The sequence below is a fragment of the Bradyrhizobium sp. HKCCYLS3070 genome (genome assembly GCF_051167575.1).
Taxonomy (GTDB): domain Bacteria; phylum Pseudomonadota; class Alphaproteobacteria; order Rhizobiales; family Xanthobacteraceae; genus Bradyrhizobium.
The window spans coordinates 426924-442832 of the sequence record NZ_JBNPTI010000004.1 but is presented as its reverse complement, the minus strand read 5'-3'; the positions used below and the strand labels follow the sequence as shown (position 1 = coordinate 442832).

7 protein-coding genes are annotated in these 15909 nt (G+C 63.9%); 6 read left to right on the top strand and 1 reads right to left on the bottom strand.

The genetic code is table 11. The annotated features are described in order from the left end of the window. Positions 1-91: 91 nt before the first annotated feature. The 3 genes from ACQR03_RS17070 to ACQR03_RS17060 all read left to right on the top strand — a co-directional run bounded on the left by ACQR03_RS17070 (position 92) and on the right by ACQR03_RS17060 (position 10273). Positions 92-6388: an Npun_F0296 family exosortase-dependent surface protein gene (locus ACQR03_RS17070; protein WP_434841748.1), complete on the top strand. Its 6297-nt coding sequence runs from the start codon at positions 92-94 to the stop codon at positions 6386-6388. Positions 6389-6496: 108 nt separating this feature from the next. Then, positions 6497-8722: a CHASE2 domain-containing protein gene (locus ACQR03_RS17065; protein ID WP_316172707.1), complete on the top strand. Its 2226-nt coding sequence runs from the start codon at positions 6497-6499 to the stop codon at positions 8720-8722. Positions 8723-9241: 519 nt separating this feature from the next. After that, positions 9242-10273 carry a hypothetical protein gene (locus ACQR03_RS17060; protein ID WP_316172706.1) on the top strand — a complete coding sequence of 344 codons (1032 nt, stop codon included), beginning with the start codon at positions 9242-9244 and terminating at the stop codon, positions 10271-10273. A gap of 85 nt (positions 10274-10358) precedes the next feature. Here the strand turns inward: ACQR03_RS17060 and ACQR03_RS17055 are convergent, their stop codons facing one another. Further along, positions 10359-11954, bottom strand: a complete 1596-nt coding sequence (locus ACQR03_RS17055; RefSeq protein ID WP_315713710.1) for an ABC transporter substrate-binding protein — start codon at positions 11952-11954, stop codon at positions 10359-10361. A 218-nt stretch (positions 11955-12172) separates the two neighbouring features. On the opposite strand from ACQR03_RS17055, the gene ACQR03_RS17050 reads away from it, so the two are divergent. The 3 genes from ACQR03_RS17050 to ACQR03_RS17040 all read left to right on the top strand — a co-directional run bounded on the left by ACQR03_RS17050 (position 12173) and on the right by ACQR03_RS17040 (position 15908). Further along, a complete protein-coding gene (locus tag ACQR03_RS17050; protein WP_409977920.1) occupies positions 12173-13819 on the top strand; it encodes an ABC transporter substrate-binding protein in 1647 nt (548 codons plus the stop codon). A gap of 230 nt (positions 13820-14049) precedes the next feature. Further along, entirely contained in the window at positions 14050-15003 is a 954-nt protein-coding gene (locus ACQR03_RS17045) for an ABC transporter permease (protein WP_315713711.1), read from the top strand. A gap of 2 nt (positions 15004-15005) precedes the next feature. Then, complete coding sequence (locus ACQR03_RS17040; RefSeq protein ID WP_316172704.1) at positions 15006-15908, top strand: ABC transporter permease; 903 nt, start codon at positions 15006-15008, stop codon at positions 15906-15908. Position 15909 lies beyond the last annotated feature (1 nt).

The window sequence follows — 15909 nt, the reverse complement described above, 5'->3', positions numbered from 1 at the left end:
AGCTGAAGGTGGTTCCGCCAGACACTTGCCAGTGATATGCACGCCTTGAACACTCATTCTTATGTATTCATTAACCATAGTCGGTGGCCCCTTGAATTACGCTGGCAATTCTGACGCCGCGCTTTTCTCCGAAGGCCGGGGCGCCTCTTCGCACGGTCACGTGCGGCTGGAGACGCCGCATGCCCATGCGCCGACCGACGCGATCGTCGTTCCGGACGCGCATTTTCTGTTCAATGCCGATTTCAAGCGGTCTGGTCTCGACCTGATCCTGTCGTCCGACGGACGCGAGATGGTGCTGCCGGACTATTTCAAGGGCGAGAAACGCGCGCCGCTGGCCTCGCCGGACGGCGCGCATCTGACCGGCGACCTCGTCAACGCGCTCTCCGGCGCGGTGCAGGTCAGCCAGGCCGGGGCGGCCGCGAGCGTGAGCAAGGTCATCGGCCATGTGACCAAGCTGCAGGGCACCGCGACGGTCATCCGCAACGGCGTTTCGATCCTCCTTCACAACGGCGACAACGTCGAGAAGGGCGATGTCGTCCAGTCCGGCTCGGATTCGACGCTCGGCATCACCTTCATCGACGGCACCGTGTTCGGCCTGTCGTCCAATGCGCGGATGGTGCTGAATGAAATGGTGTACGACCCCAACGGGTCGAACAATTCCTCGCTGATCAGCCTCGTCGCCGGCACGATCTCGTTCGTGGCCGGCGAGACCGCCAAGCACGGCGACATGAAGGTCGACACGCCCGTGGCGACCATGGGCATTCGCGGCACGGCCGTGCTGGTCGAGATCGACTTCACGGTGCCGGGGCAGGGCAGTCTGCCCGATGCCAAGTTCCAGGTGCTGGTCGAGCCCGATGGCCACACCGGCTCCTACGTCCTGTTCGACAAGACGACGCTGCAGCCGATCGCTGTGGTGAATCAGGCCGGACAGCAGATCCAGATCAGCAACGGAATCGTGAATCAGAGCGCTGTCCCGCTCACGCCGGACATCCAGAAGCTCATCAATGACGTCTTCACGCTGAAGTTCACCGACAACAGCAATCCGAAGTCGACGACCCATTTCACCGACATCGGGGTGCCGCAGACGCTGACGCCGCTGACCTTGCCCAATGGCACCAGCGCGACGCCGATCATCCGCGTGGTCGACGACACCGGCGCGACGACCGGGACTGGCCAGACCGGCGAGCAGCTGTCGCACATCCCGGGTCCGCCGGAAGTCAGGATTCTCGATACCGGCGGCCGGCTGATGACGGCTTTCGGAATTATGGAGCGCGCCGGTCAGACCGGGAACGGCGCCGATCTCGACGCCGTGCTCAGTCGCGTCAATTTCGTCGACGTCAATGGCATCGACCGGCCGACGGTGTCCGTCAGTTTCAGTTCCTACGCCTATAAGAGCGCGCAGCAGGCCGACGTCACGGCCTCGTTGAATGCCCTACAATTGCAGGACGTCCTGGCGACCGCGGTGAAGATCACGGTCACGCCCGATCCGAACAACAAGAATTTCGGCACGGCGACGCTGACCTACAGCGTTCCCGACAAGTATTTCGATTTTTTGGCGGCAGGTGAAACGCTGACGCTGACTTACATCGTCCGCGTCGACAACAACTTTGCGCCGTCCAACGAATTCGCTCTGGTCCCGATCACGATCACCGTGACGGGGACCAACGACAAGCCCGAGATCGTCGCGAGCGTCCAGACCATCGCGTTCGAGGGCGGCACCAGCGTGCCCGGCGGCCCGCTGACATCGGACGATCCGACCTCAGGCACGCTGACCTTCACGGACGTTGATCTCACGGACAGCCATACCGTCTCGGCGAAGCTGACCAGCGCGGTTTTGGAGGGCGGCGGCAGCATTCCGCCGGCCCCGTTCGCGCTGTTCGAACAGGCCCTGACTGCGTCTCTGGCCTCCGACAGCACCGGAAGCGGCACCGGCAAGATCAATTGGAGCTTCGCCAACCTGCCGGTCTATGTCGCGGATTTCATTCCCGCAGGCCAGACGCTGACGCTCACCTACACCGTGACCGTGACGGACTCGCAAGGCGCGACATCGACGCAGACGGTCACGGTGACGATCACCGGCACCGACGATCCGGCGGTGGTCTGGATCGCCACGACGCAGCCTGGCGAGAGCAGCGGGGGGCAGGTTCATCTGTGGAGCGACGGCGCGAACTGGGCAACCGGTCTGGCTCCGACCGCCGATGATGACGTCATCATCATCACCGATCAGCTGCACGGCCTGACGCCGGCCTTTCCGGTGACGGTCGACGACAACGCCTACGCCTACGCCAAATCGGTCACGCTGAATGATTTCGGCGGCGGCGCCGTTCCGGAGCTCGACAATAACGGCACGCTGACGATCAGCGGCGCGCTGACGGCCAAGGCCGACTCGCTCATCTACAACTTCTCGGGTGCGACGATCACCGTCGGCGGCTCCGCGCAGATCCTCGAACAAAGCGAGTTCCACAATGCCGGCACCGTGCTGCTGGCTGGCGGCGGCGTGTTCGGGGCGAACGCCGGCATCTTCAACACCGGAACGATCGAGCTGTCCGGCGGTACGCTGACCGTGCATGGTGACGTTGCGAACGCCGATGAGGACAGCTCCGGCCTCATCCAGGTCGACCTGGGCGCGACGCTGACCCTGGAGGGTGGCAGCATCGATGGCGGCACCATCCTGATCCAGGGAATGCCGATCGTTCAGAATTTTGGCACGCTGGAGAACGACGGGCAAACGCCGCCGCAGGCCAACGGTCTGCTCGTCCTGAAAGGCGGAGCCGACATCAGCAATGGCCAGCTGACCAATTTCGGCGCGGTCGACGTGTCTGGCGCCGGAAATGCCATCTCGAACGAGATCGTCACGAACGTCGGCCTGATCGACATCAAGGCGGGTGGCGCGCTTGCGCTCGCCAACGACACCAGCATCGACAATACCGACGGTACGATCACGGTCGAAGACGCCGGAACGCTGACCCTGTCACAGGCGCGCGTCAGCGGCGGCACGCTGATCAACGAGTCCGGCGGAGCGGTGGCCCTGATCGGCCACGCCGCGCTGATCGGCGGGACGCTCGACAATTTCGACACGATCGCCGTGTCCGGCAGCGGCAATGCGTTCGAGGACGAGACGATCACGAATGCGAACGCCGCCGCGATCACCATTGCGCTGGCTGGTGCTCTCTCTCTGAGCGGCACGAGCATCGCCGGCGGCGCTATCACCAGCGATGGGACGATCTCCGTCGACGGCGACAGCACGATCGACGGCAGCGCCGTCGCTGGCGGAGAGCTGCTGATCGGCGAGACCGGTCCGCTTGCGGAAATGACGGCGATCCTGACCGTTCAGGGCGGCGCGTCGTTGACCGATGTCGACATCACGATCGGCGACGGCTCGACGCTCGAGGTTGCTGCAGACGAGACCGCGACCCTGGCCGGTGTCACCGTCGACAATTCCGGCACAGTCCAGGTGGACGACGGCGCGCTGCTAGTGATCGAGAGCAGCACGATCACCGGCGGCGATCTCGTCAACCACGGCATCGTGCATGTCGAGACCGCGGCGGCGACCACGTTCGACAATGTCACCATCGATAACACGGACGGTCAGATCATCATCGATGAGGATGGTGAGACGCCGGTCCCGTCGACGCTGGTGCTCGACGGGAGCACGACGCTCACCGGCGGCACCTTGAAGATCCAGATCGCGGGCACGCTGGAGATCGCCGGTCACGTGACGCTGAGCGGGGTAGACGTCGAGAATCTCCACGTCTTCACCGTCGATCTCGGCGCCTACCTCGATCTCGCCGACACCAAGGTGAGCGGCGATGGTGAGCTGCATGTCCATGGCACGATCACGGCGAGCGGCACGAGCGGCCTCAGCGGAACGATCTACAACGACGGCACGATCGAGATCACGGCCGGTACGTTCGAGATCACTGGCGATGTCCAAGGCTCCGGCCAGATCAAGGTCGATGCCGACGCCATCCTGAAGATTGACGGCCATATCGAACAGACGATCGACTTCAGCGGCAAGGGAAGCAGTGAGATCGTCATCGACGACGCCAGCTTCTCCGCCAAACTCGCGGGCCTCGGCGTTGACGACAAGATCGACCTGCAGACGATCAAGTGGAGCGCGGCGACGACGGCGACCTACGATTCGGACACGGGCGTGCTTACCGTCGTCGATGGCCAAGGGCACAGCATCGCCCTCACACTTGTCGGCGATTTCAGCGACTTGCATTTCGCCGGTAGCAAAGACGCGAATGGTGGCACTCTGATCACCCTGATCGCTGATGACACTGCGCCGGTGATCACAGATGCCGGCCGGCCGGGTGCGATCACGGAAGCGGCAGCGCAGACGGGCGCGTCCGATCCGCAGAGCGCCAGCGGAAGCATTCATTTCGCCGATGTCGACCTGACCGATCGGCCGACCGCATCGATCGGTACGCAAAGCGTGACCTGGACTGCGTCTGACCAGCAGACCGATCTGTCGAATCAGCTGAACTCGGATCAGATCGCTGCGCTCGAACACGCCCTGCAGCTCAGCCAGGGCGGCAACGCCAACAATGGCAAGATCGACTGGACCTATGCCATTGCGGACGGGAAGCTGGATTTTCTCGGCGCCGGCCAGACCGTTATGGTGACCACCACGGTTCAGGTCGATGATCACCAGGGCCGTATGGTGGCCTCGGACATTGTGATCACCATCACTGGCACCAACGATCTGCCGGTCGTGACGAGCGATGCGCAGGCGGCCGACGTCGCCGAGCGTGCGGCCAAGTCCGGCTCGGATCTGCCCGACACCGCGAGCGGCACCATCACCTTCACGGACGCGGATGTCACCGACACGCATGTCCTGAAGGTGATCGGCGACGTCGCGACCTCGGGCAACGACGGCGGCTTGCCGTCGGACATGACCGTGCTCAAGAGCTGGCTGTCACTCGGTGCGCTCACCGAGTCCGGCAACGGTGCGGGATCGCAGGCCTGGAGCTTCGCTGCCAGCGACAAGGCGTTCGACTATCTCGGAGCCGGCCAGCACGTGACGCTGACCTACACAATCGAGATCGCCGACGGCCACGGCGGCGTTCAGAACGTGCCCGTGACCATCACGGTCAATGGCGCCGAGGACGCGCCCGTCATCACCGGCGAGACCAATCCGACCGTGCAGACCGTCGTCCTGGCCGAGCGGGCGACCGTGCTGGCGAGCACCGCCAAGACCAATGCCGAGGGCATGCCGACCGAGACGTTCGATCGCGTGTCGGAGGGCTCGATCTCCGACAACGGGCGCGGTCACGGCAGCTTCTACAGCGAGGCGCTGCACGCAACCTTCACGGCCAGCGGCAATGCGGGAATCGTGCACGGCTCCTCCCCGGTGTCGGCGGCGCCCTACATGGCCGACGGCGCCGACAAGACCAACTATCTCAGCGTCGGCAGCCACGCGCAGGAGACCATCACCTTCGACAGCGTCAAGAACAGCTTCGGGCTGTATTGGGGCTCGGTCGACAGCTACAACAGCATCTCCTTCTACAACGGCAACAAGCTGGTGGCGTCCTACACGGGCAGCGACGTCGCGCCGCTGCTCGCCAATGGCGGGCAGGCGTCGCTGGCCTCGAACGGCTATGTCGAGTTTCTCGGCCTGTCGCCGTTCAACAAGGTGGTGCTCGCCAGCAGCCAGAATGCGTTCGAGCTCGACAATGTTTCGGCCGGCTTCATCGCCGATCAGCCGGTGAAATTGACGAGCGGCATGTCCGGCACCTTGACGGTGCTCGACAGGGATGTCGGCGACACGCTGACCGCTTCGGTGGTCCAGAACGGCGTGATCAAATACAATGGCTTGCCGAGCCTGCCCTCGAACGCCCATGTCCAGGCGCTGGCCGATGCCCACGCGATCACCTTCGACCGCGCGATATCCGATGGCGGCTCCGAGGTGCTGCACTGGACATATCATCCGGCCGATGTGAACCTGGATTTTCTCAATCCCGGTGACACGCTGACCGTGACCTATCAGGCGGACGTCAGCGACGGCCGAGGCGGAACTGCGACCAAGGCGCTGACCGTCACGTTGGCCGGCAACGGCGCATCGACGATCAACGGCACGGACCAGAACGACAATTTCGTCAATGTCGGCGGCGGCGTGACGATCTTCGGCAAGGACGGCAACGACACCTTCGTCTTCAACCCGCATTTCGGCAGCGCCACGATCGGCGATTTCGATCTCAACAAGGACATCGTCGAGCTCGATCGTTCGCTGTTTGCCAGCGTCGAAGCGGTGGTCGCTGCCGCGCAGTCGGCCAATGGCGGCCACGACACCGTCATCACCGATGCGGTGCATGATACGCTCACGCTCAAGGGGGTGACGTTGGATCAATTCAAGGCGCATCACGACGGTTTCCACCTCGTCTGAGCCCGCACGTCCGTCTGCGATGCGGGCGCCGGCGTTGCCAAGCCGAGCGCTCTTTGGAGACGATCAGACGCCTCGGATCGCCCGCCTCGGCGTGATATCGGATGCTGCATGAAGCGATTGAGAGCAGTTCCTCGATGGTTCGCACGCAAGTTCGGCTTTGCGCGCCTGATGTGCCTGCTGCTGCTGGTCGCCTTCGCGGCGCTGCGCGCTGCCGATCCCGCGCCGATGCAGGAGCTACGCCTCCGCGCCTTCGACAACTTCCAGGCGTTCAGCCCCCGGGTCAAGACGATGCGCCCGGTCACCATCGTCGACATCGATGAGAAGAGTGTCGCCGACCCCAAGCTCGGTCAGTGGCCATGGCCGCGGACGCGGATCGCCGAGATCGTCGACAAACTGACGCAGCTCGGCGCGCTTGTCATCGCCTTCGACGTCGTGTTCGCCGAGCCGGACCGGCTGAATCCCGCGATTGCAGCTGAGACCTTTCCCAGCCTCGACGAAGCGACGCGCGAAAAGCTGAGGGCGCTGCCGTCGAACGATCAGGTGCTCGCCGATTCCCTGCGCCGGTCGCGCGTCGTCCTCGGCGAGACGGCGAGCCGCGACGTGCGGGCCGAACCCGACAAGACGCTGCCGGAGACCGGATTTGCGATGGTAGGGGAGCCCATCCCCTTCATGGAGCCGTTCCCGGGGCTGTTGCGCAACGTGCCGCTGATCGAGCATGCGGCGGCCGGCCGGGGCCTGTTCACGATCGAGCCGGAGCGTGACGGCATCGTCCGCCGGGTGCCCATGGTCATGCGAGCCCAGGACATCAAGATGCTGGCGCTGAGCTTCGAAATGCTGCGGGTCCTGACCGGGTCCGGCACTGTTCTGGTCAAGGCCGATCCAGGCGGTATCACCAGCATCGGGCTGGGCAGCGTTCACATTCCGACTGACGGCAACGGCAAGATCTGGGTCCATTACGCCAATCATGACCCATCCATCTATGTCTCCGCCATCGACGTGCTCGAGGGCCGCGTACCACCGGAGAAGATCGCGAGGAAGCTGATCCTGATCGGGCCATCCGCGATTGGCCTGAATGACATCAAGACAACACCTGTCTATTCGGCGATGCCGGGCGTCGAGGTGCACGCCCAGGTGCTGGAGTCGGTGCTCACCGGGTCGATCCTGGCGCGGCCTTATTGGGGCGTCGTGGTCGAGTTCTTTGGCGCGCTCCTGCTAGGGCTGCTCGTCATCGTCTTCGCTCCGCAGCTCGGCGCCATTACGCTGGTGATCGTGGGAGCGGTGTTCGCGAGCGCGCTGCTTGGCCTGTCTTGGTACTTCTACACCCAGCACCGGCTCCTGATCGACTTCACCTATCCGATGCTGTCGACGACGGCGATCTATCTGACGCTGATCTTCGCCAATTTCGTCCGCGAGCAGAATCAGCGCCGGCAGATGCGCTCGGTGTTCGGGCAATATCTGTCGCCGGTGCTGGTCGAGCAGCTTGCCCAATCGCCGCCGACGCTGGGCGGCGAGGAGCGCGAGATCACGGTGATGTTCTCGGACGTGCGCGGCTTCACCACGATCTCGGAGAGCTACAAGCACGATCCGCAGGGCTTGACGCAGCTGATGAACCGCTTCCTCACGCCGCTGACCAACGCCATCATCGCCCGCAAGGGCTATGTCGACAAATACATGGGCGACGCCATCATGGCGTTCTGGAACGCGCCGCTCGCCGACAAGGATCATCAGATCAATGCCTGCGAGGCGGCGCTCGACATGCTCGAGCGGATCGATCAGGTGAACGGCGAACGCGAGCAGGAGGCCGAGCATGGCGGCCACGTCTACATTCCGCTCAAGGTCGGCATCGGCCTCAACACCGGCATCGGCGTGGTCGGCAACATGGGCTCCGACCTGAAGTTCAACTATTCGGCGCTTGGCGACAGCGTCAACCTCGCGTCGCGCCTGGAGGGCCAGACCAAGGAGTACGGCTTTCCGATCATCGTCGGCTCGGCGACTGCGATGGCCGTGAAGGACCGGCTCGCGATTCTCGAGCTCGACTTCATCATGGTCAAGGGTAAGACCGAACCGGAGGTGATCTACGCCATCGCCGGCCGCGAGGACGTGATGTACTCCGAGCGCTTCCAGTTGCTCCGCAACCTCACCATCGAGATGCTGGCGAGCTATCGCAGCCGCGATTGGGAAGGGGCGCTGGCCGCGATCGAGCGCGGCCGCAAGAGCGACCAGGGACAAGACTTGGCCAAGCTTTATGATCTCTACGACGCACGCATCCGCAACTACCAGGTCAATCCGCCGCCCGAGGATTGGAACGGGGCGTACGCACTGCTGACGAAGTAGCCGGTGCTCCGTTCCCGAGGTCGCATCATGTCGCGGCGGCCTCGTTGGCAAGGTCCGGTGCCCGCGCGATGAGTATGCTCATCATTTGCAGACCACATAAGCCGAATAGGGCGGGCAACGCTTGCTGCGCTCTTCCGTGCCGGGGACGGGGCGGGTGGAGTGCCGTGGCGGGAGGCTTCGCTTGGCACGCGGCAGCTTGCCCGCATCGTGCTTCGATGACGATGGGATGAAGGGGGTTCCAGGCCCATTGGATGATGTCTGGGCGTCCACCGCCGCGAGCTTGCCGATGAATGCGAGCGACAGGATGACGAGCTTGACCGAACGATAGCGCGCTCCAGTCTGCGGGACGGGTACAAGGATAGCGCAATCGAGCAGGCGTCGAGCGCATCGCGTTTGTTGCGAGGTTGCAACAGCGGGATAAGAAGCAACTTGTGTCATGTGGCGCCGATTGCACGAAACTGCGCGTGCTTGTAGCATGTTTCTACTCAAGATAGAAAGTGCTGTAGATGGGGGGCATCGATGCAGTCTTCTGAGGACGGGAGTGCGGCCGGTTTGACGCAAGGCAGGCCGGCACGGGGTGCGATCAAGCGTTTCACTCTACCAGTTGCGGGCAGCCTCATTGCTGCTGTGGCTTGTGTGCTCGGGGCCGGCGCGGTGTCGGCCGCGGATCTCCCGGTCAAGGCGCCGCCTCCGCCGGTCTCGCTGTGGGAGTTCGAGGTCGGCGCCCGCTATTTCTACAGTTCGGGCCGCACCCGCTACACGTTGGGCGATCCTTTCGTCGCTGGCCAAACCAATTCTCTGCTGACCTACAAGAATCTCAACAGCCATGCCGGCGAGGGGTTCGCCAGGGCCGATCACAGTCTGGGTTTCTTCGCCAAGGGCTTTGCGGGCGGTGGCAACATCTTCAGCGGCAGGCTCAACGACGAAGACTTCCCGCCGGCCGTCATTCCGTACTCGAATACGGACAGCAGCGTGAACAGCGGCAGGCTTTGGTACGGCACGATCGACGCCGGCTACAATTTCTGGAGGGGGACGGCGTTCAAGGTCGGCGGCTTCGTCGGCTACAATCATTTCTACGAAACCGTGAACGCATACGGATGTACCCAGGTCGCGACCAATCCGTTTATCTGTGGTCTCGATCCTGTTGCGGGGGGCGTGCTGGTGCTCAGCAAGACCGAGAACTGGGATTCGCTCCGCGTGGGGTTGAACGGTGTCTTCAAGCTCGCCCAGAACTGGAACGTCACCCTCGATGGCGCCGTTCTGCCCTATGTCCGGCTGAGCGGATTCGACAATCACTGGCTGCGGCCCGACATCAATCCGCTTCCGCAATCTGGAAATGGCTGGGGCTACCAGCTCGAGGGCATTGTGTCATACGACGTGACGAGAAATTTCAGCGTCGGCGTCGGTGGCCGCTATTGGTACGCCCGGACGACCAGTGGGACCACCCAATTTCCTGGAGTCCCGGGGTCGCCCACGACCTTCAGCTACGAGCGGTACGGCGGCTTTCTCCAGGCCTCCTACAAGTTTGACTCGGGCGCCTTCGGGAAATGAAATACTGGCTATCGTGCTGAAGAGGAAGCCCGGCAAAACGCCGGGCTTCTTTCTTTGCGAGCGCGACGGCAGCCGGCCCGGTCAGTTATTCCGCCCCGATCGTCGTCAGGTCCTGGAACCAGTGTTGCGCCTGCACGAACTTCTTGACCTTCGGCGATAGCGCGTGCGGGTTGGTGTCGTGCACGACCCAGACCAGCACCGCATCGTCGACCACAGCCGCATGCGCCTGCGCGATCAACTCGTCCTGCTTGGCCGGATCGAACGTCTGCTTGGCTTCAGCAATCAGCGCATCGACCTTGGGATTCTTGTAGCCGCCCCAGTTGACGCCAACGGGCGCGATCTGGTCGGAGGCGAAGAAGCGGACGATCGCGTAGAGCGGGTCCGATGTGACATAGGCGATGTTGTTGGCGGTGATGCCGGCGTTCATCTCGTCGGCGGCGCCCTTGCGCCAATGCGTGTACAGCGTCTCCAACTCGACGACCTTGAAGTCGATGTCGATGCCGATCTCCTTGAAGCTCTGCTGCAGATATTCGTTCATCGGCAGCGACAGCATCTGGCCGGTGCCGCCCTGCGCGATGATGAAGGTCGTCTTCAGCGGCTTGGCTGGCGAATAGCCGGCTTCCTCGACCAGCTTCTTGGCGGTGGCGAGATCGTATTTCAGCTCGAAGCTCGGCTTGCCGAACCACGGGCTCGACGGGTCGACCTGGCCCTTGGCGGGCTTGGCGAGGCCGTTCATCAGCCCGACCACTTCGTCGCGATTGATCGCGAGATTGAGCGCCTTGCGCAGGCGGATGTCGGTCCAGGGCGAGCCCGGCAGCACGCTGAGATGATAGTTCCAGACATGCGGTGTGACGTTGTCGACGAGCTTCATGCCGGCCGCCTTGAGCTGCGGCACGGCGTCCGGCGCCGGCGTCTCGATCAGATCGACCTGGCCGGCGAGCAGCGCGTTGGTGCGGGTCAGCGCTTCCGGCATCGGCACGAGCACGAGCTTGTCCGTCTTCGGCAGCCGGTCCTTGTTCCAATATTCGGAATTCTTGGTGAGCTCCGCGAGCTCGCGCGGCACCAGTCTGGTCAGCTTGAATGGTCCCGTGCCGGAGGGCTGACTGGCGAACTTGTCCCAATCCTTGCCGAGCTTCTCGTACTGCGCCGGGCTCGAAATCAGGAACCACAGCATCTGATAGGGGAAGAAGGAGTCGACCGTCTTGGTGGTGATCTCGATCGTGGAGTCGTCGATCTTGGCGTAGCTCGCGACTGAGGGAAGGCGTGTTTTGACCTGCGCGCTCTGCCGCTTGTCGAACTGCGGTGCCTTATCGTTGAGCACCTTGTCCAGATTCCAGATCACCGCATCGGCATTGAAGTCGCTGCCATCGTGGAACTTGACCCCCTTGCGCAGGGTGAAGCGCCATTTGGTCTTGTCGGCCTCGTCGATCTTCCATTCGGTGGCGAGGCCGGGAATGAGCTTGCCCGGTCTGTCGGCGATGCTCATGTCCCAGGCCACCAGCGGATCATAGATCGTGTAGCCGGTAAACTGATAGGCGCCGGCGCCGCGATCGGGCTGGCCCGTCGTCAGCGGAATGTCCGCCATCGAGATGCCGTAGCGCAGAACCGTTTCGGCCCGCGCCGCGACCGCGGAAAGACTGAGCGCGAGCGCAGTGGCGAGTAATGAGAATCGGATACGCATGAAGATGAAGCTCCGTTGAAACCGGATCAAATTCGACGCGCAAGACCTGCAATCGGGGTGCCAAGCCTCTGACCGGATCGTTCGAGCACAAACGGTTGTGACCTCGCGTCGCAGGCACGAGATCGGGAGCACCGCTGGCATAGGCGTTGCATAATGCTGCCCAGAGTTTAGCCAGCGGATCGGAGACCTTGATCGTGCTTTTGCGTATTGCTACGTCAATGACGACGCGCGTGGCCGTTGCGGCCGCCATGATGACCAGCGCTGCCATCCTCGTGCTGCCGGCGCAGGCGGGCGCGGAAACCGTATTGCGCATCGGCATGACTGCCGCAGACATTCCGCGCACGCTCGGCCAGCCCGATCAGGGCTTCGAGGGCAACCGCTTCACCGGCCTCACGATGTACGACGCGCTGACGATGTGGGACCTGTCGTCGGCGGACAAGCCGAGCGTCGTCATTCCCGGCCTCGCCACCGAGTGGAAGGTCGACGATGCCGACAAGACCAAGTGGACGTTCAAGCTGCGTCCCGGCGTCACCTTCCATGACGGCGCGCCGTTCAATGCCGACGCCGTGGTGTGGAACGTCGAGAAGGTGCTGAAGCAGGACGCGCCGCAGTTCGATCCGAGCCAGGTCGGCGTCACCGCCTCGCGCATGCCGACGCTGGCATCGGCGCGCAAGATCGACGATCTCACCGTCGAACTGACGACGAAGGAGCCGGACAGCTTCCTGCCGATCAACCTCACCAATCTGTTCATGGCGAGCCCGACGAAGTGGCAGAAACTCTATGAGTCCGCGACCGGCGCCGACGACAAGGCGAAGTCGCAAGCCGCCTGGGCCGCCTTCGCCAAGGATGCCTCGGGCACCGGTCCGTGGAAGATGGCGAAGTTCACGCCGCGCGAGCGGCTGGAGCTGGTCAAGAACGATGCCTATTGGGACAAGGCGCGTGTGCCCAAGGCCGACAAGATGATCCTGCTGCCGATGCCCGAGGCGAACGCGCGCACCGCGGCGCTGCTGTCCGGACAGGTCGACTGGGTCGAGGCGCCGGCGCCGGATGCGCTGCCGGAGATCAAGCAGCGCGGCTTCAAGCTCTACGCCAACGAGCAGCCGCATGTCTGGCCCTGGCAGTTCTCGCGCGTCGAAGGCTCGCCGTGGAACGACATCCGCGTTCGCAAGGCTGCCAATCTCTGCATCGATCGCGAGGGCCTGCGCGACGGCCTGCTTGCCGGACTGATGGTGCCGGCGACCGGAACCTTCGAGAAGGGCCATCCCTGGCGCGGCAACGTCACCTTCGAGATCAAGTACGACAAGGCGGCCGCGCAGAAGCTGATGCAGGAGGCCGGCTACGGCCCGAACAAGAAGCTCGAGGTCAAGACGCAGACGTCGGCGTCGGGCTCGGGCCAGATGCAGCCGCTGCCGATGAACGAATATCTGCAGCAGGCACTGGCCGAGTGCTATTTCGACGTCAAGCTCGACGTCATCGAGTGGAACACGCTGTTCACCAACTGGCGTCGCGGCGCCAAGGATCCGTCCGCCAACGGCGCCAACGCCACCAACGTCACCTACGCGGCGATGGACCCCTTCTTTGCGCTGGTGCGCTTCCTGCAGTCCTCGATGGCGCCGCCGGTCTCCAACAACTGGGGTTTCATCAACAACCCGAAGTTCGATGAGCTGGTGAAGAAGGCGCGCCAGACTTTCGATCCGGCCGAGCGCGACAAGGCGCTGGCGGAGCTGCATGCGGCGTCGGTCGATGACGCGGCGTTCCTCTACGTGGCGCACGACGTCGGCCCGCGCGCGATGAGCCCGAAGGTGAAGGGCGTGGTGCAGCCGAAGAGCTGGTTCATCGACTTCTCGCCGATCTCGGTGGAGTAGCCGTTCGCGTGGTGGAGTATTTGTCCACGTTCGCAGGCTGATCTCGCCGCTTGCCCCGCTGCGCTCCCTCCCCCCTTGTGGGGGAGGGGTGGGGAGGGGGGTACTCCGGCGGCAGTTTTTGTGTGGACCCCCACCCCCCACCCCTCCCCGCAAGGGGGAGGGGAGCTTTCTTGGTGCCGCTTGTATCTCGCGACTCTCCGCCGATGAGGAGAGGCTTATGAAGGTGACTCGTGCTCTCTTATGCTGCCAGGCGGATGGTCTATGCGATCCCGATCATCATCGGCGTCGCGCTCGTCTGCTTCATGCTCGTTCACATCACGCCGGGTGATCCGCTCGTTGCGGTGCTGCCGGCCGACGCGTCGCAGGAGCTGGCACAGCAGCTGCGCGTGGCCTATGGCTTCGACAAGCCGCTGCCGGTGCAGTTCGGGCTGTGGTTGTGGCGCGCCGTCAATGGCGATCTCGGCAGCTCGATCGCCACCGGCCGTCCCGTGCTCGCCGAGGTGCTGCGCGCAGTCTCCAACACCGTGACCCTGGCGATCGCAGCCGCCATCATCGGATTCTCGCTCGGCCTGTTCTTCGGCCTCGTCGCCGGCTATTTCCGCGACAGCTGGATCGACAAGGTGGCGACGTCCATTGCGATCGCCGGCGTATCGCTGCCGCACTATTGGCTCGGCATGGTGCTCGTCATCATCTTCTCGGTCGAGCTGAACTGGCTGCCTGCGGTTGGCGCCGGTCCGTCCGGCTCGGGCGCATGGTCGTGGGACTGGGCCCATATCCGCTTCCTGGTCCTGCCCGCGATCACCACCTCGGTGATTCCGATGGGCATCATCACGCGCACCGTGCGCGCGCTGACCGGCGACATCCTCAGCCAGGATTTCGTCGAGGCGCTGCGCGCGAAGGGCCTGCGCGAAACCCAGGTGTTCCGCCACGTGCTGAAGAATGCCGCGCCGACCGCCCTGGCGGTCATGGGCCTGCAGCTCGGCTACATGCTGGGCGGATCGATCCTGATCGAGACTGTGTTCTCGTGGCCCGGCTCGGGTCTGCTGTTGAACTCGGCGATCTTCCAGCGTGACCTGCCGCTCTTGCAGGGCACGATCCTGGTGCTGGCGATGTTCTTCGTCATCCTCAATCTCGTGGTCGACATCGCGCAGGCCGCGATCGATCCGCGCATCAAGCGAGGCTAACGATGAGCGTCAGTACCCCCGGCGCCCTCAACGACGCCTCGCCGCAGGCCGCGCCGATCGCGAACGCACGCGGCTATTGGGCGACCGTCGGTCGCCGGATCGTCCGCGACAAGCTCAGCATGGTCTGCGTCGCGATCCTGCTGCTGATCTTTCTCTCCGCGCTGCTCGCGCCCTATCTGCATCTCGCGGATCCCTATCAGGGCTCGATGATTCGGCGCCTGCGCCACATCGGCACGCCGAACTATCCGCTCGGCACCGACGAGCTGGGACGCGACATGCTGGCGCGGCTGATCTATGGCGGCCGGCTGTCGCTGCTGATCGGCATCTCGCCCGTGATCCTCGCCTTCGGCATCGGCACGATGCTCGGCCTCGTCGCCGGCTATGTCGGCGGCTGGGTCAACACCGCGATCATGCGCACCATCGACGTGTTCTACGCCTTCCCCTCGGTGCTGCTGGCGATCGCGATCTCGGGCGCGCTCGGCGCCGGGATCACCAACTCCATCGTCTCCTTGACCATCGTGTTCGTGCCGCAGATCACCCGCGTCGCCGAGAGCGTCACGACGGGCGTGCGCAATCGCGATTTCGTCGAGGCCGCGCGCGCCTCGGGCGCGAACGCGTTCACGATCATGCGCGCGCACATGCTTGGCAACGTGCTGGGGCCGATCTTCGTCTACGCCACCGGCCTGATCTCGGTATCGATGATCCTCGCGGCCGGTCTTTCGTTCCTTGGTCTCGGCACCAAGCCGCCGGAGCCGGAATGGGGCTTGATGCTGAACACCTTGCGTACGGCGATCTACGTCAGTCCCTGGGTGGCGGCGCTGCCGGGCGTGATGATCTTCGCTGTCTCCATCTGCTTCAACCTGCTCAGCGACGGCCTGCGTAGCGCGATGGACATCCGGAGCTGAG